Annotated in this window: 19 protein-coding genes and 1 other RNA gene; 13 read left to right on the top strand and 7 right to left on the bottom strand. The window is 54.9% G+C overall.

Annotation, left to right across the window (positions count from 1 at the left end):
- Nucleotides 1-11 precede the first annotated feature (11 nt).
- Nucleotides 12-1,418, bottom strand: coding sequence for a DcaP family trimeric outer membrane transporter (locus ACK4S7_RS06510; protein ID WP_409645241.1), 1,407 nt, complete (start codon nucleotides 1,416-1,418; stop codon nucleotides 12-14).
- A 193-nt stretch (nucleotides 1,419-1,611) separates the two neighbouring features.
- On the opposite strand from ACK4S7_RS06510, the gene acs reads away from it, so the two are divergent.
- Entirely contained in the window at nucleotides 1,612-3,549 is a 1,938-nt protein-coding gene (gene acs, locus ACK4S7_RS06505; protein ID WP_409645240.1) for an acetate--CoA ligase, read from the top strand.
- Nucleotides 3,546-4,172, top strand: a complete 627-nt coding sequence (locus ACK4S7_RS06500) for a response regulator transcription factor (RefSeq protein ID WP_409645238.1) — start codon at nucleotides 3,546-3,548, stop codon at nucleotides 4,170-4,172. The genes acs and ACK4S7_RS06500 overlap by 4 nt, the downstream gene beginning before the upstream one ends.
- Here the strand turns inward: ACK4S7_RS06500 and ACK4S7_RS06495 are convergent.
- Together ACK4S7_RS06495 and ACK4S7_RS06490 are read right to left on the bottom strand one after the other, a co-directional pair.
- Nucleotides 4,169-7,552 carry a PAS-domain containing protein gene (locus ACK4S7_RS06495; RefSeq protein WP_409645237.1) on the bottom strand — a complete coding sequence of 1,128 codons (3,384 nt, stop codon included), beginning with the start codon at nucleotides 7,550-7,552 and terminating at the stop codon, nucleotides 4,169-4,171. The two genes, ACK4S7_RS06500 and ACK4S7_RS06495, sit on opposite strands and share 4 nt — an antisense overlap.
- A 123-nt stretch (nucleotides 7,553-7,675) precedes the next feature.
- Complete coding sequence (locus ACK4S7_RS06490) at nucleotides 7,676-8,260, bottom strand: DnaJ domain-containing protein (RefSeq protein ID WP_409645236.1); 585 nt, start codon at nucleotides 8,258-8,260, stop codon at nucleotides 7,676-7,678.
- A 191-nt stretch (nucleotides 8,261-8,451) separates the two neighbouring features.
- On the opposite strand from ACK4S7_RS06490, the gene ACK4S7_RS06485 reads away from it, so the two are divergent.
- Nucleotides 8,452-9,351, top strand: a complete 900-nt coding sequence (locus tag ACK4S7_RS06485) for a haloalkane dehalogenase (protein WP_409645235.1) — start codon at nucleotides 8,452-8,454, stop codon at nucleotides 9,349-9,351.
- A 14-nt stretch (nucleotides 9,352-9,365) separates the two neighbouring features.
- Here the strand turns inward: ACK4S7_RS06485 and ACK4S7_RS06480 are convergent, their stop codons facing one another.
- Both ACK4S7_RS06480 and ald read right to left on the bottom strand, forming a co-directional pair.
- Nucleotides 9,366-10,382, bottom strand: coding sequence for a LacI family DNA-binding transcriptional regulator (locus tag ACK4S7_RS06480; RefSeq protein ID WP_409645234.1), 1,017 nt, complete (start codon nucleotides 10,380-10,382; stop codon nucleotides 9,366-9,368).
- 31 nt (nucleotides 10,383-10,413) lie between these two features.
- On the bottom strand, nucleotides 10,414-11,541 hold the full coding sequence (gene ald / locus ACK4S7_RS06475; RefSeq protein WP_409645233.1) for an alanine dehydrogenase: 1,128 nt from the start codon (nucleotides 11,539-11,541) through the stop codon (nucleotides 10,414-10,416).
- A gap of 83 nt (nucleotides 11,542-11,624) precedes the next feature.
- Between ald and ACK4S7_RS06470 the strand changes: the two genes are divergently transcribed.
- Entirely contained in the window at nucleotides 11,625-12,140 is a 516-nt protein-coding gene (locus ACK4S7_RS06470; protein ID WP_409645232.1) for an Lrp/AsnC family transcriptional regulator, read from the top strand.
- 302 nt (nucleotides 12,141-12,442) lie between these two features.
- Here the strand turns inward: ACK4S7_RS06470 and ACK4S7_RS06465 are convergent, their stop codons facing one another.
- Complete coding sequence (locus tag ACK4S7_RS06465; protein WP_409645231.1) at nucleotides 12,443-13,753, bottom strand: aspartate aminotransferase family protein; 1,311 nt, start codon at nucleotides 13,751-13,753, stop codon at nucleotides 12,443-12,445.
- Nucleotides 13,754-14,020: 267 nt separating this feature from the next.
- On the opposite strand from ACK4S7_RS06465, the gene ACK4S7_RS06460 reads away from it, so the two are divergent.
- From ACK4S7_RS06460 to ACK4S7_RS06440, 5 genes are all read left to right on the top strand, one after another.
- Nucleotides 14,021-14,743 carry a TorF family putative porin gene (locus ACK4S7_RS06460; protein ID WP_409645230.1) on the top strand — a complete coding sequence of 241 codons (723 nt, stop codon included), beginning with the start codon at nucleotides 14,021-14,023 and terminating at the stop codon, nucleotides 14,741-14,743.
- Between the two features lie 117 nt (nucleotides 14,744-14,860).
- On the top strand, nucleotides 14,861-16,207 hold the full coding sequence (locus tag ACK4S7_RS06455; RefSeq protein ID WP_409645229.1) for a glutamine synthetase family protein: 1,347 nt from the start codon (nucleotides 14,861-14,863) through the stop codon (nucleotides 16,205-16,207).
- Nucleotides 16,207-17,478 carry an NAD(P)/FAD-dependent oxidoreductase gene (locus ACK4S7_RS06450; RefSeq protein ID WP_409645228.1) on the top strand — a complete coding sequence of 424 codons (1,272 nt, stop codon included), beginning with the start codon at nucleotides 16,207-16,209 and terminating at the stop codon, nucleotides 17,476-17,478. The genes ACK4S7_RS06455 and ACK4S7_RS06450 overlap by 1 nt, the downstream gene beginning before the upstream one ends.
- On the top strand, nucleotides 17,475-18,827 hold the full coding sequence (locus tag ACK4S7_RS06445) for an aspartate aminotransferase family protein (RefSeq protein ID WP_409645227.1): 1,353 nt from the start codon (nucleotides 17,475-17,477) through the stop codon (nucleotides 18,825-18,827). The genes ACK4S7_RS06450 and ACK4S7_RS06445 overlap by 4 nt, the downstream gene beginning before the upstream one ends.
- Before the next feature lie 19 nt (nucleotides 18,828-18,846).
- Nucleotides 18,847-20,250 (top strand): glutamine synthetase family protein, encoded by a 1,404-nt coding sequence (locus ACK4S7_RS06440; RefSeq protein ID WP_409645226.1) that lies wholly within the window; start codon nucleotides 18,847-18,849, stop codon nucleotides 20,248-20,250.
- On the opposite strand, the gene ACK4S7_RS06435 is transcribed toward ACK4S7_RS06440, so the two are convergent.
- The gene (locus ACK4S7_RS06435; RefSeq protein ID WP_409645225.1) at nucleotides 20,247-20,594 is read right to left on the bottom strand and encodes a PilZ domain-containing protein; all 348 of its coding nucleotides are present in this window, start codon (nucleotides 20,592-20,594) and stop codon (nucleotides 20,247-20,249) included. The two genes, ACK4S7_RS06440 and ACK4S7_RS06435, sit on opposite strands and share 4 nt — an antisense overlap.
- Before the next feature lie 135 nt (nucleotides 20,595-20,729).
- On the opposite strand from ACK4S7_RS06435, the gene ffs reads away from it, so the two are divergent.
- The 4 genes from ffs to lon all read left to right on the top strand — a co-directional run.
- An RNA gene (ffs, locus tag ACK4S7_RS06430) (signal recognition particle sRNA small type) lies at nucleotides 20,730-20,824 on the top strand.
- Nucleotides 20,825-20,969: 145 nt separating this feature from the next.
- Complete coding sequence (locus ACK4S7_RS06425) at nucleotides 20,970-22,619, top strand: DNA polymerase III subunit gamma/tau (protein ID WP_409645260.1); 1,650 nt, start codon at nucleotides 20,970-20,972, stop codon at nucleotides 22,617-22,619.
- Nucleotides 22,616-22,951 carry a YbaB/EbfC family nucleoid-associated protein gene (locus ACK4S7_RS06420; RefSeq protein WP_409645224.1) on the top strand — a complete coding sequence of 112 codons (336 nt, stop codon included), beginning with the start codon at nucleotides 22,616-22,618 and terminating at the stop codon, nucleotides 22,949-22,951. The genes ACK4S7_RS06425 and ACK4S7_RS06420 overlap by 4 nt, the downstream gene beginning before the upstream one ends.
- A gap of 156 nt (nucleotides 22,952-23,107) precedes the next feature.
- A partial coding sequence (lon, locus tag ACK4S7_RS06415; protein ID WP_409645223.1) for an endopeptidase La occupies nucleotides 23,108-24,905 on the top strand: 1,798 nt, incomplete at its 3' end.

Raw genomic sequence — 24,905 nt, 5'->3', positions numbered from 1 at the left:
CTAGATTGAACTTAAAAACTGTACTTCGCCGCAAATTCGACGCGGTCGAGTTTTCCGTCGACACCGCTGACCAACCGGCGCACGCCGTGGCGATATTCGACACCCAAATCGAAGCCGGCGGCTGGCGACCAGAACAGGTTGCCAGCAACGCTCCATGCCGATTTATTGAAAGCCGCGGTCGAGGCGGCGGAAAGGCCCGAGGCGTAATCGGCTTCCTGATAGCTTGCCATTAATGTTGAACGCAGCTTCGGGGTCCAACCCAGCCGCAATGCCGCCAGACCTGCGATGGTCTCGACGTTACGCAACTGGTTCGTCCCAGTGGCAAGCACGGCATCCGGCGCAAAATTTATGCCGACATAACGGCCAATGCCTTGGCCATAGGTCGCCATGAACCGGAGATCGTAGCGCTTGGCGCTATCAAGAAAAATCTTGCCTGCAACGCTTGCGCCATAGCCGGTAACTTCGTCATGAATGCCGCCATTATCGAACGACAGTTGCCGAAGAAGGCCCGCAAGTGACAATTCGCCAAAGCTGGCGTTATAGTTTAACCGGGCAGCAAAATCGGGCAGGCTGTCATCGTCATTCTCAATGAGGGCAGGCGCGCCTTGGTTTGCCATTGCTGTCTCAGGATTCTCCACAGACGCATGGATGACAAGCCCTTTGCCAATCGGCATTGAGTAACGGACAAGCGGTTGCCGGACGAACACCGTTCCTTCCGTCGGACCAACGAAATCGGTTGATTCCGGAAGAGCACCGACAAATTGGAAGGTGGACCAGTCTTGTCCGATTGTTAGCTTGTCATATTGCACAAAAACGCGCCGGAGCGCCAGATCATAGCCATTTGTGGTGCGCTCGGTGCCTTGCGTTCCTGCTGCGGTCTGGAAATCAGTTTCAATATAACCTTTCAGCGTGTGACCGGCGACCTGCGTTTCTAGGTTCATCCACAAACGCGTCTGCTTTGCCGAAAAATCATTGTCGGTGGACTCGCGCACACCGCCTACGGGTATCGACTGCGGCAAGTAGAAATCACGGCCAAGGGTGTTGGCAGCGACATCGCCATCACTCCAGCGGCTGAAACTGGCGACGGTTTTGAGAAAGCCGCCAAGCTTAATCCGCGTCCCGCCGTTACCAACCGTAAAGCCATCCACAATGGGGGCAGGCGCGGGCTTGTTTGCCTGTGCCATGCTGGCAGCCTCCGTCGCTTTGGTGTCGGCTTTCGCAACCGCCAGACGCAGTTCTGCATTTTCCGCCTTGGTGGAGCTCAACTCGCCTTGGAGCGAGCCAAATGCACGTTCCAGAGCTTCGATGCGCGCTTCTAGCTGATTCTCTTTGTCGGTGGCTGCCTGTGCATCAGCTGGCATCAATGTCGCGGTTGCGACGCCTGCAAGCAGCCATGCGAATATTGTCCTTTTTTGCATTTCTTCCTCCCCCGTCCGACTTTTGCCGGTCCTTGTATCCCGCCAATCATAGTCGCCTGACTTTGCCGTTGCGGATAGTTAGACTTTGGTCTTAGTTCGGGGAGACTCTGTGTTAGACTTAGGTCGGGGGTGCCGGTCCACGCGGAGCGCGCTATTCTGACTCATAAATGATAAATTCAACGGAGAGGGCAATATGTCGGAAATCTATCCTGTTTCGGATGACTGGAAGAAAAAGGCTTTTATTACGTCCGAGCGTTACGACGCCGCTTATGCCCAATCAGTCAGTGACCCGGACACATTCTGGCGACAGGAGGCAGCGCGCCTAGACTGGATGACACCCTTTACCAAAGTGAAGAACACCAGCTTCAACGAAGCCGATTTTGGCATTAAATGGTTTGAGGGTGGCGCGTTGAACGTCTCTGTGAACTGCCTTGATCGACATTTGCCCGAGCGCAAGGATGATATTGCCATCATCTGGGAGGGTGATGATCCCTCGCAGCAGCGGCGCATCAGTTTCGGCGAATTGCATGCCGAGGTTTGCCGGATGGCGAACGCCCTGAAGGATTTGGGCGCGCGCAAGGGTGACCGCATCACCATCTATATGCCGATGATACCCGAAGCGGCCATGGCGATGCTTGCATGCACGCGCATTGGCGCAATCCACTCGATCGTTTTTGGAGGATTTTCTCCCGATGCGCTGGCCGGACGTATTCAGGATTGCGATTCCAACATTGTCATTACAGCGGATGCTGGAATGCGTGGCGGAAAGCTGGTGCCTCTAAAGCAGAATGTCGACGAAGCGTTGACTCATTGCACCTCGGTGACGGCATGCCTTGTCGTCCGCCATGTCGGAAACGATGTCGAAATGCATAGTGACCGTGATGTGTGGTATCAGGATATCCGTACGACTGTTCCTGACGAATGCGAACCCGAAGTTATGGGCGCCGAAGATCCTTTATTCATTCTGTACACATCTGGATCCACCGGAAAGCCAAAGGGCGTATTGCACACTACCGGCGGATATCTGGTTTGGGCAGCCATGACCCACCATTATGTGTTTAATTACACGCCGGGCGAGGTCTATTGGTGCGCCGCCGATATTGGATGGGTCACGGGCCACAGCTATGTCGTATATGGTCCGCTTGCCAATGGCGCGACGACCGTGATGTTTGAAGGGGTTCCAAACTACCCGGACCATAGCCGTTTCTGGCAAATCGTTGACCGGCACCAGGTCAATATATTCTACGGTGCGCCGACCGCGCTGCGATCACTCATGCGTGAGGGTGACGAGTGGGTAAAGAAAACATCACGCAGCTCGCTTCATCTGCTGGGCTCGGTCGGCGAACCCATCAATCCCGAGGCCTGGGAATGGTATTATCATGTTGTTGGGGAAGGCCGCTGCCCCATCGTTGACACTTACTGGCAGACTGAAACGGGTGCGACCATGATGACTCCGCTGCCGGGCGCCCATGCGCTTAAGCCCGGTGCCGCATCGAAGCCCATGTTTGGCGTGCAGCCTGTCATTGTCGATGGAGACGGCAAAGTGCTCGACGGTGCTACGGATGGCAATTTGTGCATCGTCGACAGCTGGCCCGGGCAGATGCGGACCGTGTGGGGTGATCATGAGCGGTTTTTCCAAACCTATTTCACCACTTATCCCGGCAAATATTTTACAGGTGACGGCTGCCGTCGTGATGAAGACGACTATTACTGGATTACCGGGCGGGTTGACGATGTCATTAATGTCTCTGGACATCGTATGGGCACTGCAGAGGTCGAGAGCGCTCTTGTTGCCCATGCAAAGGTCGCCGAGGCAGCAGTTGTCGGCTTCCCGCACGACATAAAGGGGCAGGGCATCTATGCGTATGTGACGTTGAACGTCAATGAAGTGGAATCGCCGGAAGTTCGCGCAGAACTGGTAAAATGGGTGCGCCATGAAATTGGTCCGATCGCGACGCCCGACATTATCCATTTTGCATCAGGATTGCCCAAGACGCGCTCTGGCAAGATCATGCGCCGTATCCTGCGCAAAATAGCCGAAGGTGATGTTTCCAATCTGGGAGATATCTCGACCCTCGCCGATCCGTCGGTCGTAGACAATCTGGTACGTTCACGCGCCGTATCTACATGACGGGCACGATCCTCATTGCTGACGACCATCCACTGTTTCGGCAGGCTCTGTCGATGGCGGCGGCGGCGGTGCGGCCGGACGCCCGGATCGTCGAATGTGCCAATCTGGAGTCGGCGCTCAATGAGGCCATTGCAGCCGATGACCTTATATTAATGCTGCTTGATCTCAAGATGCCGGGGGCCGAAGGCTATTCCGGGGTTGCCCTGCTTCATGCGGAAAAACCGGCGGTGCCGATCCTGGTCATTTCAAGTGCAGATGCAGGCCAAGCTGCGCAAAATGCCGTACGCTTTGGCGCTGTCGGATTTATCGGCAAGGATACAGGCTTGGATGCCATTGAACAGGCGATTGCAGATGCGCTTGCCGGACGCCGAATTGTCGCGCCGACGGACGATGAAATTGACCCCGTCGCCGCCCAGATTACGATGCTTACGCCGACCCAGCTCAAGGTCTTGCTAGGCGTGATGCAAGGCAGGCTTAATAAGCAGATTGCCTATGATCTCAGCATTAGCGAAGCGACGGTGAAGGCGCATATGACTGCTATCCTCAAAAAACTCGACGTTCAAAATCGTACACAGGCCGTACTGGTGGGCAAGGCGCTTGGACTGGAACCAATTCACCATTAACCCGCAGGCGCGACCAAATTATCGCTTTGCTCTGACAAATATTGTTCCAACGTAACCGCCGAAACGGGTTTTGCGAGAACCGACACGTCGGCGAGTTCAGATCGCATAGAGAACTCGCTCATTCGTGCAGCGGTCACGAGTGCGTAGCGCGCCGTTGGACATTGCTTGCGAAGTTCACGGATTAGCCAAAGGCCGTCTTCGCCATCACCTAAATTAAAGTCAATCAATGCAACATCAAAATTGCTGGCCTTCGCAAGTGCTGTTGGTGCCGACTCCGCAAGCATGTAATGATGGCCTAATGCCGACAGATAACTTTCCATCGCCATAAGATTGGTAGGATCATCGTCAACCACCAACACAGAAAGCTGCCTTGACCCGGCGCTGGGCCCGGTCTGGATTGGCTCGGCGGCTTTTGGCTGCAACCCTGAAAGGGGAAGCGTGATACTGAAACGGCTACCTTTGCCCTCGTGCGAACGGAGCGAGATCCGGGCACCCAGAACACGTGCGGTGCGCTCAACGATGGCGAGGCCGAGTCCTATGCCACCTTCATCCGCATTTGCTAATCGTTCAAATTCCTTGAAGATTTGCTTTTGCTTGTCAGCAGGTATGCCGGGGCCAGTATCGATCACGTCTATACGGACTAATCCTTTGCGGTGCCGAACGCCCACCAATATTCCGCCCTTGCGGGTGTATCTGATCGCATTTGATAGATAATTTTGGATAATTGAACCTAGCAGACCGGGGTCGGTGTCTAAAATGGCATCGCCACGTCCGATGCGAATTTCCAAACCCTTTTGGCGTGCCAAAGGGGCGAATGTTTCCACCAACTCCATTAACAATGCGCGTGCCCGGACGGGTTGCTTCTGGGGCGACACGCCGCCTGCATCCAAGCGCGATATATCCAGAAGCGCCCGCAGAAGCGTGTCAGCCAGATCAATGGACCGGTCCAGCTTGTCCAATATGCCCTTTTGGGCATCAGGCATTTGTCGGGCGAGTGCGCCGGCAAACAGCCTGGCGGCGTGGATCGGCTGCAACAGATCATGGCTGGCCGCAGCAAGAAAACGGGTTTTTTCGGCGTCCGCATCAGCCAAGGCCTTATTTGCGGTCTGCAGTTCGCGTGTGCGCTCCACAACCCGCATTTCAAGTTCCGTTCGGGCGTTTTCAAGCGCCGCAAGCGCATGAGCCTCGGTCGTGACATCCGTGAAACACATTACGTAACCGCCGCTCGGCATCGGGCCACCGACCGTTTTTAAAACCTGACCATCGGGTCTGACGCGTTCAAATGTGTGCACCAACCCATTGCGCATATGTCCTAGACGCTTTTCGACATGCGCCTCGACCCCTCCCGGTCCGCACTCTCCACGTTCGGCATTGTAACGGATAAGATTCGCGACTGGCGCACCTACCTTTACCATGCCGGGCGGATAGGCGAATATGTCCAGATACCTGCTATTCCATGCAACGATGTTGAGGTCGCGATCGACAACGCTTACGCCCGGGTCAATGTTTTCCAGTGTTGCAGCCAGCAAATCCTTTGAAAAACGCAAGCTTTGTCCAGTTTCGTCAAGCAGCCGGGAAACTTCTTCTCTTGTGAGGTTAGATCCGTAAAGGACGGAGCGTACAAAGGCGCGCGCTGACGGTAACCCCACCACGCCCGCAATCAAGCGCTCGGCCTTTCTGGTGTTTGCGCGATCAATAGGTGCTTTGTCAGCTATGCCCGCGAAAGTTTCCGAAGCCGCTTCGGGGCCGACAAAGCGGGCAACCGCGCTTTTCAATTCGCCTATCGTCGAAACTGCAGGTGCATCTGGAAAATTGTTGCGCAGCAGCCCGGGCAAAGCGCTGGTCTGGACACGACGTATCGTCACCAATGAAAATGCCGCCAGGTTTGCGCCAATGCTCCAGATCGCCCCGTGGCTGATCGGGCTCAGGCCATCAATTCCCAAAAGCGCATTAGGATCTAATAACGTACCCTGTAGAGAAGCCAGCCAGGATTTGCTTACGATCTGGGGCAGGGCGAGTGTGTATATCCACAAAAGCAAACCCGCCAATAGACCGGCCTTAGCAGCGGCTGCATCGCGATTACTGCCGAGCACCGCCAATATGAGCGCAGGCGCGAATTGCGCCATTGCGGCGAAAGCGACAAGGCCAATCGAAGCGAGCCGCTGACTGTCGGCGATCCCCAATGCCCAGCCTAGTGCCGCAAGCATGATAGCCGCCATTGCAAGGCGCCGCGTTGTCAACAATGCGCGGCCTAAATCACCCTCTCCCTTTAATCGCTCGCTACGGACCAACCATGGTGCAACCAGATCGTTGGATACCATTGTCGAAAGCGCAATTGTCTCAACCAAGACCATCGCCGTCGCCGCGGAAAAGCCACCAAGGAATATCAGTAATGCCGGCAACGGCATTTGTTGTGACAGCGGTAATTGAAGAACGTATAAATCAGGCGTGGTATTGGCTGACAATAGGGACAAGCCCGCAAGCGAAATTGGCAGCACGACAATCAATGTTGCCACCATATAGGCTACGAATGGCCAACGGGCGCGCGTGATGTCGCCTGCGCTTTCGGCTTCAATCACCGTCACGTAGAACTGCCGCGGCAAGCAAATGATAGCTGCCATTGACAGCAAGGTTATGACGAAAAAATCGACACCAATGTTCGATGGTGCGAATCTCCGCGACAGCTGTGCAACGGCGTTGCTCGTAACGACAGGGTCCGTGCGCATCAGCAACAAAATCGCGACTCCACCAGCGACCAGCAACGCGGTAAGTTTGAACAGCGATTCAAAGCCGACAGCGAACAGCACAGCATCATTTCGACTAGCGGCTTCGTAACGCCGGGTTCCGTAAACCATCGTAAACAACGCAAGTCCAACGGCGGCAACAACCATGGCTGCAGAAGAGTCTGCCCCACCGGAAATCAGGGAATAGGTGGTCCCTAGAGAGCGCAACTGTAGTGCGATATAGGGTATGCTGCCAAACAAAGCGAGAATGGTGACCAACGCCGCAACGGTCTGGCTTTTTCCAAAACGGCCACCGATGAATTCCGAGATGGAATTTGCTCCATCATTTTTCACAGCATGGATTAACCGTCGCAAAAAGGAATGGCCAAATACAAAAACCAGAACTGGGCCGAGGTAAATGGGTAAATAGGACCAGCCGTCCGCAACTGCCGAGCCTACTGCGCCATAATAAGTCCACGATGTGCAATAAACAGCGATCGCCAGCACATAGGCCGGCAGGCGCAGGCGTCGCTTCTGGGTAGCGTTACGATGCCCTTCTGCCCATGACGCAAATGCGAAGAGGCACAGGGCATATACGACAACGACGATAAGCGGTTGCACTCCCGGCATCTCTCCCCCCAAGATCCGCGCTGACAATCTTCCTCATGACGACTTTACCCAGAATAGGCAATTATTCCACATGATCGTGGCTTGGCGAAAATATTTCGCATGACGCAATGTTAAAAGGTGCGACCACCGGGCAGGTCAGTCGCATGTAACTTAGTCCTGTTCAGAACCCGAGTTCGCTTGAGCAATACGCAAACGGGCAGCCATGCTGGTGCGTGACATGGAGATGACGTGGTCAATGCCATCTACAGTGATGGCAAGCTCGTTTTGTTCGGTGCGTTCAATGTAGCCTTTGGCTTTAAGGTACCAAGCGTGAAATTCAAAAATCTCTTCGGAACAGTTCAGAAATTCCTTGATGTAGAACGCAAGAACGCCCGGATTTTGGGCATTTTCCCTTCTTCGCTTGTATAGCTTCATTAAAATTTTTTCATGCGCCTCTGCGTCGGTCAGCGCGGTCTTTTCCTCGACAGCAACATCATCGAATAATGGGGATGCGAGTTCCTCCGCGGGGTAATACTCCCTATATAAACGGTCATATTCTGCCCGATATTCGACGTTGCGAAGAACCCTGTACGCCTCGATCACCGCATTGAATTTGTCGACATCTGCGGTTTCAATATGGTCGGGGTGATATGACTTGGCCAATCGGCGATAGGCTGTTTCCAGCTTCTTAGCGTCGCAGTCAGGACTGACTTCCAATATGCGATAGTAATCAACAAAATGTTGTTCTTCGGTCATTTCAAAATCGCCCCTGTCCCAAACCCCGTTTTTGCGACCGTTATTCTGATGTCTGTTGCCTCATGCCGTGTGTGTGCTGAATTTACAAGCACACAGCGGATGTCCGCCACAAGGGCTCTGCTTGTCACAAGGCTTGATGCGCTCTCGATAATGTGACACCCGCTCCACCACATTGTTCGGGGGGAATGGATATGAAAGTTTTGCGCACACCAGACGCGGCATTTGATGGCATTGCGGATTATCCGTTTGCGGCGCATTATCTGAATATTACGGATTCGGCTTCCCGGACGGATTTGCGTGTGCATTTTATCGATGAAGGGCCCCGCGACGCTCCGGTGGTATTGATGATGCATGGCGAGCCCAGTTGGTCTTATCTGTACCGGAAAATGGTCGGGCCAGTTGTCGCGGCTGGTTTTCGCGTCGTTGCTCCAGACCTGGTCGGTTTTGGCAAATCCGACAAGCCGGCCGCGCAAACCGACTATAGTTATGCAAAGCACGTCGCATGGATGCGCCAATGGGTCGAGCAACTTGACCTGCAGAATATTACGCTGGCATGTCAGGATTGGGGTTCATTGGTGGGGCTTCGTTTGCTGGCGGAAATGCCCGATCGTTTTGCGGGCGTCGCACTGTCAAATGGTGGATTGCCAGAGGGCGGTGATGCACCGCGTGCTTTCGCCATCTGGCGGGCATTTTCGAAATGGAGTCCGGTGTTTCCGATTGGCAAGATCGTAAACGCAGGCACCAAAAGTGGGCTTTCCCCACAGGAGATCGCGGCTTATGACGCACCGTTTCCCGATTCATCATTCAAGGCTGGCGCTCGTATTTTTCCAAGCTTTGTACCGTTTGGCGATAATGTCGCACTACCTGACCAGAAACGCGCATGGGAGGTTCTGGATAACTGGGAAAAGCCGTTCCTTTGCTGTTTTTCTGATCAAGACAGGATCACACGCGGTGGGGAAAGCCGCTTTATCGGACGTGTTCCTGGAACAGCCGGGCAGAACCACCGCAGCCTGTCGGGTGGACATTTCATCCAAGAGGACGACCCGGACGGATTTGTCGCCTGCATACTGGAGGTTGCGCACGCAACCTAAGTTGACCCTTGACGTCAGGCTGTTCCGCGCGTGAGAAGTCTAACAGGGACTGGCGTTATGTTGGGTGTCTCGCCTTTGAAAACGGCGATCAAGGCCTCCACCAGCATTTCGCCAGCTTGAACATAATCCTGTTCAATGGTTGTGAGCGGCGGCTGCGCATAGGCACCCGTCGCGATGCCATCAAACCCGATCACGCGCACATCTGTGCCAACAGCAATATTATTCTCGTCGAGCGCACGCATGGCGCCCAAAGCGATAAAATCATTGGCACAGAAAAGGCCGTCGAAGCGGATACCATCGCGGATCAAACCCTTGACCGCAGCATAGCCCTGGTCTTCACGTACCGCATTTTCCGGTAGGGCAGGGCAAATAGGTCGCATGCCCTTGTCCGACATTTCAGACATATAGGTCGTCAATCTATCCTGAAACTGCGGCTGTTCGCTATGGGTCGGGCCGATATAGGCGATCTGTTTGCAGCCTTTATCAAGCAAATGGGCAATTGCCAGTTGGGTGCCCTGGACGTTGTCGCTTTTTATTGAAATCAAGTCTTCTTTGCTGGCCCCCCAACAAATCATGGGCGTGTTGTGCCGGGCATATTCGCCAAAAAATTGCCAACCTTCAACATTTTGCCCACTGCCGATCACGATCAGACCGTCAGCCTGCCTGCTGCCGGTATAATTGGCAAAAAAATTGGCAGGTGAATCCTGAAACGAGATAATCAGATTATAGCCACGTTCCGAGGCGGAAGCCGCAATGCAGCCGAGCAGTGACAGATAAAACGGGTTTATGTTTGCCTTGTTCTCACCCTGCCGACACAGGATGACGAGCGCGATCGAATAGGTCTGCTGGGTCCGCAAGCGAAGGGCGTTGTGATCAACGGAATAATTTAGTTCATTCGCCAGTGCGACGATCTTAGCACGCGTCGCTTCATTGACCTTTTTATCGCCGCGCAAGGCACGCGACACTGTGGGCTGTGATACCCCAAGCATGGCCGCAATCTGATGCGCAGTTATTCGCCCCTCTTTACCCATGCAGCGCCGATAGCACCTGCGAGCCGTCAAGTCACGCGGCGAGGGCCTCTTCGGGTGCTACAAAATCAAGATTCAGGCTTTCCGCGACCGCCTGGCTCGTAACCTTGCCGTCGTGCACGTTCAAACCGGCAAGAAGCCCACGGCCCGTTTCAGTGGAGTTTTCAAGCGCGGCGACACCCTTGTTTGCAAGCGCAAGGCCATAAGGCAGCGTCGCGTTGTTCAATGCTGCAGCGCTAGTTTGCGGAACGGCACCTGGCATGTTCGCCACACAATAATGGATAATGCCATCAACAACATATGTAGGCTCGGCATGCGTTGTCGGCCGCGACGTTTCAAAGCAGCCACCCTGGTCAATGGCAACATCGACAAGAACGGAGCCAGGTTTCATGTGCTTCAACATCTCACGGGTGACAAGCCGCGGCGCGCTCGCCCCGGGAATGAGCACTGCGCCAATCACCGCATCGGCGATGCTGATTTCATGGTCAATTGTTTCCAGCGTCGAATAGCGTGTACGCACCCGACCGTTGAACATTTCATCCAGTTGGCGAAGGCGGGGGATGGACCGGTCGACTATGGTGACTTCAGCGCCAAGGCCAACAGCCATGCGCGCGGCATGCGTGCCAACGACACCTCCGCCCAGCACAGTTACGCGGCCAGCAGGCACGCCCGGGACGCCGCCCAAGAGGATGCCTGCGCCACCTTCGCTTCGGCGCATGGCTTCGCCAGCTGCTTCTATCGCAAGGCGACCGGCAACTTCGCTCATCGGGGCCAATAGCGGCAAGGTGCCGCGGTCGTCAGTGACCGTCTCATAGGCGATTGCGGTGCACCCACTCGCAATCAGACCTTTTGCCTGTTCAGGATCGGGCGCGAGGTGGAGATAGGTGAACAACAACTGCCCCGGACGCAGTTGCACCCACTCGGTCGGTTGGGGCTCTTTCACCTTTACGATCATGTCGCAGTTGGAAAAAATTTCAGAAGCAGTGTCTGCGATTTCTGCGCCCGCTGCGCGATAAGCTTCGTCGCTTGCCATGATGCCAGCGCCAGCCCCTGATTGGACGACAACGCGATGACCAGCAGCGACATATTCGCGCACTGCACCGGGCGTGAGACCCACGCGATATTCATGAATCTTGATTTCGCTGGGAACGCCTACACGCATGATTCTGCTCCTGAATATGTCTTGGTGGAGAATAGCATTGTCTTGATGCTGAAACTGCGCAAAGATTCGACATTATCTGCGACATGGCGCATATATTCGTCATACAACTGGCTTTAGGTAGAAATTATATGCAGATGGACCGCGCAGATCGTAAATTACTTGGCGCCCTCGTTGCCAACGGACGTGCGACTCAGATGGAGTTGGGCGAAGCGGCTGGTCTGTCGCCGAGCGCCGCTGCCCGCAGGCAAAAGGCACTGGAAGATGACGGCATATTGCGCGGCTACCGCGCAGATGTCAGCTTGCGGAAATTGGGGCTGGGCGCAACAGTCATGGTTACCATTACGCTCGATAGCCAAAGCGAAGAGGCAATGGCGGCCTTCGAAGCAGCGGTCGTTAAAAGCCCGTCCACGGTGCGATGCCATCTGATGAGTGGCCGCAACGATTATCTGCTCGTCGTGCGCGCAGCTTCTATCGAGGATTATGAAATTATCCACCGGCAAGAGATTGCCCGGCTGCCAAGAGTGGCCCGCATTGAGACGGCGTTCGCGTTGCGCGAGGTCGTCAATCGAACGGTTCCGCCACGGCTGTTTGACCGTTAGCCGCTTCCAAACCGGACCCGATCAAAGATTTTTTCAAGCAGATTGAAGGAACTTGTCCGGCCCTATCCTGTTTCAATGTCCAGTAAATGGAGACAGATCATGGGTAGAACAGTTGGTATTAGCATTGGTGGTTTGATTTTGCTCGTTGTGATCGTGGCAGTTTTATTCTGACCCGGGACAGCCGTTCGGGCTGTTCAATTTGTGCGAAGCTAGCCCACGCTGCCCTCAAACGGCTAGCTTCGCACAACCTGCACAGCAGGTACGGCGCACCGGGCGTGTAGTCAGCGGACGATTTCGCAAATCTATCCGATATGGTCAAGCAGGTCGCCAATGCGCCCAAACATTTCATCAATATGCGACTTGTCAAGAATGAGTGGAGGGCTAAGCGCGATGATGTCGCCTGTTGCACGTACCAATAACCCTGCATCGAAGCAGGCATGAAATAGTTCGGTTGCCCGCTTTGTCGGTGCATCGGGCCGCGGCTGAAGTTCAATACCTGCAATTAGGCCGATGTTGCGCACGTCGATGACATGCGGCTTGCCACGCAGGGCATGGGCTGCATCGGCCCAATAGGCACCAAGTTCGTGCGCCTTTTCAAACAATCCTTCGTCCCGATAAATATTGAGCGTTGCAAGCGCTGCGGCCGCCGCGAGTGGATGGCCGCTATAGGTGTAGCCATGGAATAGCTCAATTCCGTCTGCCGTCGCATTTACCACATCGTCATGGATGCTTCTGCTGACCGCGACAGCACCCATGGGGACTGCGGCGTTCGTCAAGCCTTTTGCTAGCGCAATGATATCAGGCGTCACACCCCAGCTTTGCGATGCGGTCGCGCCGCCCACTCGCCCAAAACCGCTAATCACTTCGTCAAAGATCAGGATAATGCCGTGCTTGTCACAAATGTCTCGGAGTCGCTGCAAATAGCCAATTGGCGGAACAAGCACGCCCGTTGACCCGGCAACGGGTTCAACGATCACGGCAGCGATGGTTTCCGCGCCATGCAGCGTTACCAATCTTTCCAAGTCATCGGCCAGTTCTGCGCCATGTTCGGGAAATCCGCGCGCAAATGCATTGCGCGTCAAATCATGCGTGTGTCGCATATGGTCAACGCCGGGCAGCCCCTGCCACACGCGCCGGTTATTGACGATCCCGCCAACCGATATCCCGCCAAAGCCTGTACCATGATATCCGCGCTCCCTGCCAATCAGCCGGGTGCGCGTGCCGTTTCCGCGCGCCCTTTGCGCCGCGAGTGCGATCTTCAGCGCTGTATCAACCGATTCACTTCCTGAATTCGTGAAGAATATTCGGTCGACTCCATCAGGCATCATTGGTGCCAGACGACTGGCGAGTTCAAAGGCAACCGGATGGCCGAGTTGAAAGGTGGGGCCGAAATCGAGCGTTGCTGCGCATTTCGCGATGGCATCTATGATCGGCTGACGGCAGTGTCCGGCGTTGCTGCACCAGAGACCTGCGGTTCCATCGAGGATTCGGCGGCCGTCGGCGCTTTGATAATGCATGTCCTTGGCCGACACCAGCAACCGTGGGTGGGCCTTAAAAGACTTATTGGCGGTAAATGGCATCCAGAATGCCGCGAGGGGGTCATTTTCAAGCATGGTCTCTACATCACTGATATCTTTATCTTGCGCAAGACTGTGGCTGTTTTGTCACATACATCAAAAAGGACAATGACGTTGACACAAAATTGCTTGCTTGGGGCAGAGTTTGATGTTTGTGTGCACCTGCACAATAAAGCGCAGGTAAAACATATTGAACCAATGCGCGGGCAATAGATCAAGCGGGATGAGAACGGCATTGGCCGATGGCAGCGTAATGCGTGGCCGCCGGCATAGTATCTAGTGTACCTAAGAAGGGGTAAAATTATGCGTAATTCCATGTTGAAGCTGGCCGGCATGAGCGTCGCGATCAGTGCGATGGCACTCTCGGCACCTGCTTTTGCGCAAGACGAGGCAACAGAGGCTGCTGGCCCAATTTCCGTATCTGGCGGCGTTGCTGTCGTATCCGATTACCGTTTCCGCGGCGTTTCGCTTTCCGATAAGGATTTTGCGGTTCAGCCCTTTCTGACCATCAGTCATGAGTCAGGTCTGTATGCAGGTGTGTGGGGTTCCAATATCGCTGAAAATCCAGGCGATGATGTCGAAGTTGACCTCTATGCCGGCTTTGCTGGTGGCGACGCCGTCACTTACGACATTGGCGCTACCTATTATATGTACCCTGGCGTATCGAGCTTTAACTATATTGAGTTCACTGGAAAGCTTGGTTCGACCGTTGGCCCAGCAACAGTGGGGGTCCAGTTGAGCTATGTGCCTAGCCAGGACAATACCGGAGACAAGGATAATATTTACTTCGGCACCAATGCTACGGTAGCAATTCCAAACACGCCAATTTCGATTGTTGGCTCCATGGGAATCGAAGACGGCGCATTTGCCCCGGGCAATGAAAAAGTGGATTGGTCGCTTGGACTGACTGCAGCCGTTTCCGGCTTCACCCTTGGCGCTTCGTATGTCGACACGAACCGCCGTTCCACCTTTGCTTTCAAGGATAGCTCGGCAGGAGTCGTATTCTCGATAAGCTACGGCTTCTAATCAGTATAGTCTTTTGGGTCTGCTTGCATGCAGGTCAGGACAGAATAGACACATGCCGGGCTTGACCTTTCAAGTCCGGCATGCGCTTATCAGTCTTACATAAACTGGTGATAAACAATGTCCGTGAACCTTGCGAATTGGATCGCTGAGCACAAGATCGATGAGGTTGAGTGCATCGTACCCGACATTAATGGCGTGCAGCGAGGCAAGGTTCTGCCGGCAAAGAAGTTCCTGTCGTCGGTCCGAGACAAGTCGCTGCGCATTCCGGGCAGCGTTTTTATCTGCACCATAGACGGCCATTATCCCGAGGACATCGCGGACATTTGGGACAAGGATCCGGACAAGATCCTGATTGCCGACCCTGAAACCATTTGTGTCGCGCCGGGTTTTAAGTCCCCCACCGCTTTCGTCATTGCTGACGTCCTGCATGGTGATGGGACTGAGGTGGAAATCGCACCACGAACAATCTTGAAAAAGGTGCTGAATCTCTACGCGGAGCGTGGCTGGAAACCGATCATGGCGCCTGAGGTTGAATTCTATCTCGTCAGCCAGAATGTCGATCCCGACTTTCCTTTGATGCCGCCAACCGGGTCAAGCGGCCGTGCGGAAACCGCAAGCCAGCCTTATGGGTTGGAGGCGATGAACGAATTTGAGGACATCATCGACCACATTTATGACGATTGTGAATTGATGGGTCTCGATATCGATACGATGATCCATGAAATGGGCGCAGCGCAGCTTGAGGTGAACTTCATTCACGGTGACCCCTTAAAGCTCGCGGATCAAGTGTTTCTGTTCAAACGCGCGGTGCGTGCTGTCGCGAAGCAGCATGGCGTATACGCAACTTTCATGGCGAACCCGATGGCAGGACAACCGGGTAGCGCGATGCATATTCACCAGTCCGTTGTCGATGCCGAAACCGGCCGTAACCTGTTCTCAAACGCTAATGGCCGCGACAGTGCGCTGTTCCGCAGCTATATCGCCGGTCTCGTGAAATTCATGCCCCAAGTGTCGCCGCTTTGGGCGCCCAACGTCAACAGCTTCCGCCGGATGCGTCCGGATAGCGCCGCGCCCATCAACGTGCAATGGGGCGAGGATAACCGAAGCTGCGGTTTCCGCGTGCCGATTTCCGACAAGGCCAACCGCCGCGTTGAAAACCGTTTGCCGGGCGCCGATTCCAACCCTTATCTTGCCATGGCTGCGTCTTTGGTCTGCGGCTATATTGGTATGGTTGACCGGATGATCCCCGCCAAGGCCATCACTGGTAGCGCCTACAATCGTGCCCGCACCTTGCCGCGCACATTGGAAGCGGCGCTGGACCGGTTCAGTGCCTGCAAGCCAGTGCGCAACCTGCTCGGTGAAGAGTTTTTCGATATCTTCTATGCGGTCAAAGACTATGAGCTGTTCAACTATCAGTCCGTCGTTTCAAGCTGGGAGCGCGAGCATTTGTTGCTGAGGGTGTAATGCCTGATCGATTGAATGACAGCTATTATCGAGCGACCGCTAACGCTTGGGAAACTCAGCTTTCCCTAGATTCTGCTTTGGATTGCGACGTTGTTGTCATTGGGGGCGGCTTTACTGGTCTCTCCGCCGCGCTTGCTTGCGCGGAAAAAGGCCTGTCGGTAATATTGGTTGAGGCCCATAACGTCGGCTTTGGCGCATCGGGCCGGAATGGCGGGCAACTTATTCCGGGCCTGCGCTGGTCGATGCAAGAAATTGACGCTGAGTTCGGGCGCGAACGGGCACAGGCCATTTTTGGATTAGCGTGGAGCGCGGGCGAGCGCGTGCATGATCGCATCAAAAAGCACAACATCGATTGCGATCTGAAATCCGGGCATCTGGAAGCAGCCTACAAGCCCGAGCATTTCAACGATATGCAGCGCGAGGCTGAGTTTTTGTCTCGCGAATTTGGTTGGGAATCGATTAAGGTTGTGGCGCCGGAGGACATGGGTGACCATATCAACGGTGGTGACTATCATGGCGGTGTCTATGACCCCAAAGGCGGGCATTTCCATCCGCTGAATTACGCGCTTGGACTGGCAAAGGCTGCGCTTCGAGCTGGCGTGCGGATTTATGAAAACACTACCGCCCAAGCGCCGACGGTTAAGGGAACGCATGTTGAGATGCGGGCAGGCACGGGATCACTAAGTGCCGACCATGTCATACTTGCGGCTGACAACTGGACGAGTGATCTTGCGCAAGAGTTGGGCAATTTCACCGTCCCCATCATGAACTATAATATTGCGACAATTCCGCTCTCTGATGCCGACCAACTTCTCCCCAGCGATGCGGCCATTGCCGATAGCCGATTCGTCTTGAACTATTTCCGCTTGAGCGCGGATAAACGTCTTATCTTTGGCGGTGGCGAGAAATATGTGCAGCAACCGCCCAGCGACATCGCGGCATTTGTACGTAAACATATGGCGGAGGTTTTTCCCTCACTCGCACAGACGCCGATCGATTATGCATGGGGCGGTGCGGTGGGTGTGACGATGAACCGCCTGCCGCATATTGGCCGCAAGGGAAATGTCTTTTACGCACATGGGTTCTCGGGCCACGGTGCGCTTGTAACAACTCTTACGGGGGAATTGATGGCGGAGGCGGTGGTTGGCACGATGTCGCGCTTTGACGTTTTTGCAAGCCTGCCGCACAACCGTTTTCCGGGCGGAAAGTGGCTGTCGCGGCCGCTGGCGACGCTTGGTCTGCTCTATTACGCGATGCGAGACCGGCTATGATTGACCGGCAAGCCATTCACCAAATGCGCGAACGTGAAATCACGCGGTTTATTGCCGCAAACCCGAAATCCAAGGCCCATGCAGAAGCCGCCCAAGGATGGTTTCAGGGCGTGCCTTTCCATTGGATGCTCGATTGGTCCACTCCATTCCCGATCGTCGCTCAGGAGGCTTCTGGGGCGACCTTGACGAGCATCGACGGTCAGGTGTTTGATGACTTCTGCCTTGGTGATACCGCGAGCATGTTTGGCCATTCGCCTGCGCCGCTTGCCAAGGCCATAGCCGCACAAGCGGGGCAGGGCTTAAGCTACATGCTTCCTACCACAAACGGGGCAGAACTTGGGTCGATGCTCACCGAAATGTTTGGCCTCCCACAATGGCAGGTGACGACGACGGCAAGCGAAGCAAACCGCGCGGTTATCCGCTGGTGCAGAGGAATTACGGGTCGCAACAAGATATTGATCTTCAATGGCTGCTATCATGGCGCGGTGGACGATGTGTTCGTGGATTTGCGAGAAGGGCAAGCGGTCAACCGGCCAAGCCTGATCGGGCAGGTGCAAGACTTGCTGCCGACAACTGTGGCTATCGAGTTTAACGATATAGATGCGCTCGCTGCCGCCTTAAGTGGTAGAGATATTGCCTGCGTCTTGGCAGAGCCGTTGATGACCAATATTGGCATGGTGCGCGATGCGCCGGGATTTCTAACCGAATTGCGAAAGCTGTGTGATAAGACTGGCACGATCTTGGTGCTCGACGAAACGCACACTATTTCCTCCGGCTATGGCGGGCACAGCAATACGCACGGGCCGATGCCGGACATATTGGTGGTCGGCAAATCCATCGGCGGCGGGGTGCCGTGTGCGGTTTATGGTTTCACCGCCGAAATCGCAGGGCGCATGGCGACACTGAATGCGTCGCGCCCCGCTGGGCATAGCGGCATCGGCACGACCCTATCTGCCAACGCGCTTGCGGTTACGGCAATGCACGCGATGCTGGGGGAAGTGATAACGCGCGAGGCTTACGCCCATATGCTGTCGATTACAGACGGGCTCGTTTCACAACTGAACGCTGTAATCGCTGCCCATGCGCTCGACTGGCATGTCAGTCATGTCGGCGCACGCGTTGAACTGGTGTGTTCTGCAATTCCGCCTCGCAACGGTAGTGAGGCCCGCGCGGCGATGGACTATGAACTCGAACGTACGATTCACCTCTATTTGGCCAATCGCGGCATCTTGCTTGCGCCATTCCACAACATGATGTTGGTAAGTCCAGTAACTCAAGCCGCGCAAGTCAGCCGCCTTGCGGCGGAGTTGAACTCTGCGCTGACTGAGCTACAAGCAGCTGAAAATTAGGGCTGGCGAAAGAGTTATAATGACAATCAAGCGTGCAAAATCATCAGCAACCATCGCACATCGTAGTGAGGCCGAAGCATTTTTTGCGGCGCATCCTGACATTGATTCCATCGAAATGATTTATACCGACTTTGGAGGGGTTCCGCGCGGCAAGCGATTGCGCCAGCATGAGGTGCTGTCGGTCTATGAAATCGGCCGGTTCTTCCCCGGATCAATCACAGTTGTAGACATTACGGGTCAGGACACTGTGGAAACCGGCCTTGTCTGGGAAGATGGCGACGCCGACCGTTCGATGAAACCAATTCCGGGTACTCTGGTCCGCACACCGTGGGCTGGTGACAATGCCGCGCAATTCATGGTCGATTTTTATGAACTGGATGGCCAGCCGCACGACCTCGACCCGCGCCATGTACTTGGTCTTGTGGTGGATCGCTTTGCCGAAATGGGCCTTTCGCCCGCCTTGGCGGTGGAACTGGAATTTTACCTGTTGGACCCAAAGCGTGCACGCGATGGCTCGATCCGCCCGGCTCGGCCGGAATATAGCGGCGAAACACCCCAGATGGTCGAGGTTTATGGCTTGCGAGAACTGGACGACTTCCGTCCCTTCTTTGATGAACTATATGAAACCTGCGACATTCAGGGATTGCCGCTTGAGTCCGCGATTTCCGAATTTGCGCCCGGCCAATGTGAGTTAACCTTGCGCTACAAGCCGGATGTATTGCGCGCGTGCGATGATGCGATCATGTATAAGCGTGTCGTTAAAGCGGTGGCCCAGGCACACGGTCTTGAGGCCACGTTCATGGCAAAGCCGTTCTCGGAGCAAGCAGGTTCCGGCATGCATATTCATGTGTCGATGAACGACGGTGGCGGAAAAAATCTTTTTGCCTCCGACGATCCGGAAGGAACGCCCATGTTGCGCCACGCCATCGGGGGGATGATAGCAAGTGTCGGTGATTGTTTTGCTTTGTTTGCGCCGCACGCGAACAGCTATCGCCGTTTCAAGGCCAACAGCTATGCGCCGGTTGCGCCAACATGGGGCGTTAATAATCGCACCGTGTCGTTCCGTATTCCGGCTGGCCCGCCATCAAGCCGTCATGTAGAACACCGTGCATGCGGCGCCGACGCGAACCCGTATCTTGCGGTTGCCGGTGTATTGTCCGGCATTCATCACGGGATCACCAATCAGATTGATCCGGGCCCAGCCGTCATCGGAAATGGATATGACCGCGATGGGTCAGCCGATGATAAGCCGCCCAGCAACTGGTTTGCCGCAGTCGACCGCTTTCACGGCTCTGCGTTAATGCGTGCGTATCTGGGTCATCGCTTTGTCGACATGTTCACCATTGTGAAACGCGTCGAGCAAGACCGTTATTTCGGCCAAGTGCCGACGATTGATTATGACTGGTATTTGCGAAACGCTTAAGGCTGTCGCGGAAAGCGCGCGAGGATATTTTCAAGCACGGCTGGGTTCAGCAACGTGCTGAATTCGCACCCTACGATAGTGCCGTCGTTCCACACGATCTTGGCCTGAAGTGCGGACAGGCCGGGCAATGTCAACCAGATGCGCGTGCCGGGCCCCATGCCGGTCAAGGCTTCACAAGCGACGCCTGAAAGCGACAGGTCGCGCACAATAACAGAGAAACCCGGCGAGCCCGATGGACGCATCACAGCGGGAATTTTGAGTCGAACGCGCGGGGCGCTGCGGTCTTCCTGTGCTGCGTCTTCGTACCGCTGGAATGTTTGTGTCGTAAAAGATGTGCTCGTCATGGCCCTAGTTTCCCTTGAGGTTAATTCTAACTGCCTACAATGCGTGAACTTATTGTATCGCAAGCAGGTAAATATCGCGTTAACCAAAGTTTTCAGATAGTCTTGCATTTGGGCGGCTGCACGGCCATATGCGGCGAGGGAGTCGGATGGACGTGGCACTCGCCAACCTGGTCAGATCCTGACGGAAGCAGCCACAACGAATTCGCTGCGGGTCATTCGGCTCCTACTTTTCCCCGACTTTCGCTTGAGAAGACTTCGACAAATGTCGATGAACATTCTATCGTGATGACAATGTCCGACTCCAACAATCCAGATTTCGCCGAACGCGACCCGGACATGCCCGATGACGCATTGGGGCTTGGTCTGGATTTGCCGATGGCTACGAAGCCATCCGTGACGCCTGACTTCAGCGGAGGCGCAGCCTACCGCGTACTCGCGCGCAAATACCGACCTCAGACTTTTTCTGAACTAATCGGGCAAGATGCAATGGTGCAAACGCTGGGAAACGCCATAAAGCGCGACCGGCTTGCACATGCTTTTTTGATGACCGGCGTGCGCGGCGTGGGAAAGACCTCTACCGCGCGGCTTATCGCAAAGGCACTTAATTGCATCGGGCCAGACGGGCAGGGCGGTCCAACTATTAGCCCGTGCGGTCGTTGTGAGCCTTGCGTTGCAATCGCAGAGGGGCGGCACATCGATGTTATTGAAATGGATGCCGCAAGCCACACTGGCGTTGACGATGTACGCGAAATCATTGAGGCCGTGCGTTATTCAGCGGTGTCGGCACGGTACAAAATCTACATCATCGACGAAGTACACATGCTGTCGAAAAACGCGTTCAACGCCTTATTGAAAACGCTTGAAGAACCGCCGGGGCATGTAAAGTTTCTCTTCGCCACGACCGAGGTGAACAAGGTTCCTATCACGGTCCTGTCGCGATGCCAACGCTTTGATTTGAAACGCATATCAACAGAAAGACTTTCGTCGCATTTTGCAGAAATCGCAGTCAAGGAAGCTGTTTTGGCGGAATCTGAGGCGCTGACGTTGATCGCCCAGGCAGCGGAAGGGTCGGTTCGTGATGGTCTTTCCATCCTCGATCAGGCCATTGCCCACGCTGATATGGAAGGTGACGGGAAGGTTACCGCAGCGCAAGTTCGCGATATGTTGGGCCTGTCCGACCGGGGCGCAATCCGCCGTCTGTTTGGCCTGATATTGATTGGTGATGCGCAAGCGATGCTGGCCGAGGCGAAAAACCAGTATAATTTAGGTGTCGAACCGCTGGCGATGTTCGCCGGTTTGTTGTCCGAGGTGCACAGGCTGACGTTGGCAAAGATTGGCGCGCCGCACGACAATGCTCTTGATGCAGAGGCGGTTGCTGTTGTCGAGGATTACGCTGACCGCTTGACGTTTCCTGTCTTGCACCGTTTGTGGCAATTGTTGCTGAAGGGCCAAGAGGAGGTCGCGCGTGCGTCGGTGCCGCTGGATGCAGCGGACATGGCGTTGCTGCGGGTCGTGCATGCAGCGACGCTGCCTGACCCCGGCGAGCTTGCAAAGATGATCGGGGAAGGCGTGTTTTCGGCTCCGCCCCCAGCCTCAGCCCCAACAGCGTTGGATATTCCGGCGTCGGCGACGGTACAGACGTTAATGCCTTCAACATTCAACGCGCTCCTCGAGCGGCTGTCACGCGACGGCTTTGTCAGTCTGGAGATGACCATGCGCGACGTCATTCGACTGGTCGAATATACGCCGCCATTGCTCGCATATCAGTTGGCCGGACCAGTCGCCCCGTCTTTTGTGCCCGAACTGCGGGATGCGTTGGCGAAGGTAACGGGTACGCGCTGGGACATTGAAGAACGCGCCGGCGAAGCCCAACCCAGCCTGCTTGAACAGGAACAGGCCGAAGTCGAGGCCGATAAACAAATTATAATGGAGTCACCTTTGGTCAAAGCGGCTTTTGCCGCGTTTCCTCAGGCGGAGCTGCTCGACGGCGACGAGAACGACATGCAATGGAGTAAGAGCGCATGAAAAGTATGGAAGAGATGATCAAGGCTGCGCAGGAAGCCGCCCAGAATATCCAGCAACAGATGGAACAGGCGCAGGCAACGCTCGATACAATTCAGGTCGAGGGTGTATCAGGTGGCGGTCTTGTAAAGGTGCGCGCGACTGCCAAGGGCCGAATTTTAAATGTGGCGCTTGATGACAGCCTGATCGTGCCGACGGACAAGGGCATGTTGGAGGACCTGATCACAGCGGCCTTCAACGATGCCCGCGAAAAGGCGGACGCTGCCAGCAATGCGGAAATGGGCAAGATGTCGAGCGGTTTGCCGTTACCACCCGGTTTCAAACTGCCGTTTTGATGAAGGCGTCTGACGGCGCCGGCAAAGGTCCAATGCAGTTTTTCCCCAATAAAATGCGTGCAGTCGCTGCACATGCATTGAAAGCGTGCGCAAAGCGCTCATATTGAGGGAGAACAGGCAGGTCGCCATGTCGCGCGACAGCCAATTGGAGTATTTATGGATCTGAACCTTCCATTATTGCCGCTGCGCGATATTGTTGTTTTTCCGGGCATGATTGTGCCGTTGTTTGTTGGCCGGGACAAATCGGTCGTTGCGCTTGAAAAGGCGATGGCGGCTAACAAAGAAATTTTCCTTGTTGCCCAGCTGGACCCTGCCGAGGATGATCCCGGCAAGGACGATTTGTACAATATCGGCGTGACAGCGTCGATCATGCAATTGTTGAAGTTGCCCGACGGAACAGTCCGTGTGCTGGTTGAGGGCAAGCAGCGTGCAGAGTTACGCGATCTGGTTGAATATGGCACTGACTATGTCGAAGCGACGGTAAGCTTGATTAAAGAAAAGAGCGCCGAAGGCCCCGAGGCCACCGCGCTGATGCGGTCAGTTACCGAGCAGTTTGAAAATTATTCCAAGCTGAACAAGAAAATGCCCGCTGAAACCGCTGTTCAGCTTACCGAAATAGATACGCCTTCGGCACTGGCAGACGCCGTAGCAGCGAACATTCAGTTAAAGGTAGCAGATAAGCAGTCCTTGCTGGTCGAAGCCAATCCGCTTCGCCGTCTGGAAATGGCTTTTGCCTTTATGGAAGGCGAGCTTGGCGTGTTGCAGGTCGAAAAGAAAATCCGTGGTCGCGTCAAGCGCCAGATGGAGAAGACGCAACGCGAATATTATTTGAATGAGCAGATGAAAGCCATTCAGCGCGAGCTGGGCAATGACGATGGCGAGGGCGGTGACGAGGTTGCCGAACTTCAGACCAAAATCGACACCATGAAGCTTTCCCAGGAAGCAAAGGCGAAGGCCAATGCGGAACTGAAAAAGCTGCGCGGCATGGCCCCAATGTCGGCCGAAGCTACTGTCATCCGCAACTATCTCGACACGCTTTTAGGTATTCCATGGGGTAAAAAGTCCAAGCTGAAACGTGACATCGCAAAGGCGCAAGAGGTTCTTGATGCCGACCACTTCGCATTGGAAAAGGTCAAGGACCGGATTGTCGAATATCTTGCGGTACAAGCGCGGACGAACAAGTTGAAGGGACCGATCCTGTGTCTCGTTGGTCCTCCCGGCGTGGGCAAAACCTCGCTTGGAAAATCTATTGCCAAGGCGACGGGCCGAGAGTTCATTCGCCAGTCACTGGGCGGCGTGCGCGACGAGGCAGAAATACGTGGCCACCGCCGTACTTACATTGGCTCGATGCCTGGCAAGGTTGCTTCCAATTTGAAAAAGGCAGGGACGATGAATCCGTTATTCCTGCTCGACGAAATTGACAAGCTTGGCCAGGATTTCCGGGGCGACCCTGCCTCAGCCTTGCTTGAGGTGCTCGACCCGGAACAGAATAACAAGTTCAATGACCACTATCTTGAAATTGACCTTGATCTTTCGGACGTCATGTTTGTGACGACAGCAAACAGTATGAATTTGCCGCAGGCGCTTTTGGACCGGATGGAAATCATTCGTCTTGAAGGCTATACCGAGGACGAAAAGCTTGAGATTGCCAAACGCCACTTGCTGAACAAGCAGATTGAGGCCCACGGTTTAAAGCATGAGGAGTTCTCCGTCAGCGATGACGCCCTGCGAGATCTAATCCGTTATTATACGCGCGAAGCAGGTGTTCGCACATTGGAACGCGAAATCGCAAAACTAGCGCGCAAATCGTTGCGCCGCATCTTGGAAGGTAAAGTCAAAAGCATCGCCATTACACCGGAAAATCTTCCCGATTTCTCGGGCGTTCGCAAGTTTCGCCATGACATGGGCGAAGAGGAGAACCAGATTGGCGCAGTCACTGGCTTGGCGTGGACTG

This window comes from Sphingorhabdus sp. (assembly GCF_046292425.1).
Classification (GTDB): domain Bacteria; phylum Pseudomonadota; class Alphaproteobacteria; order Sphingomonadales; family Sphingomonadaceae; genus Sphingorhabdus_B.
This window is presented reverse-complemented; position numbering and strand designations above follow the sequence as displayed.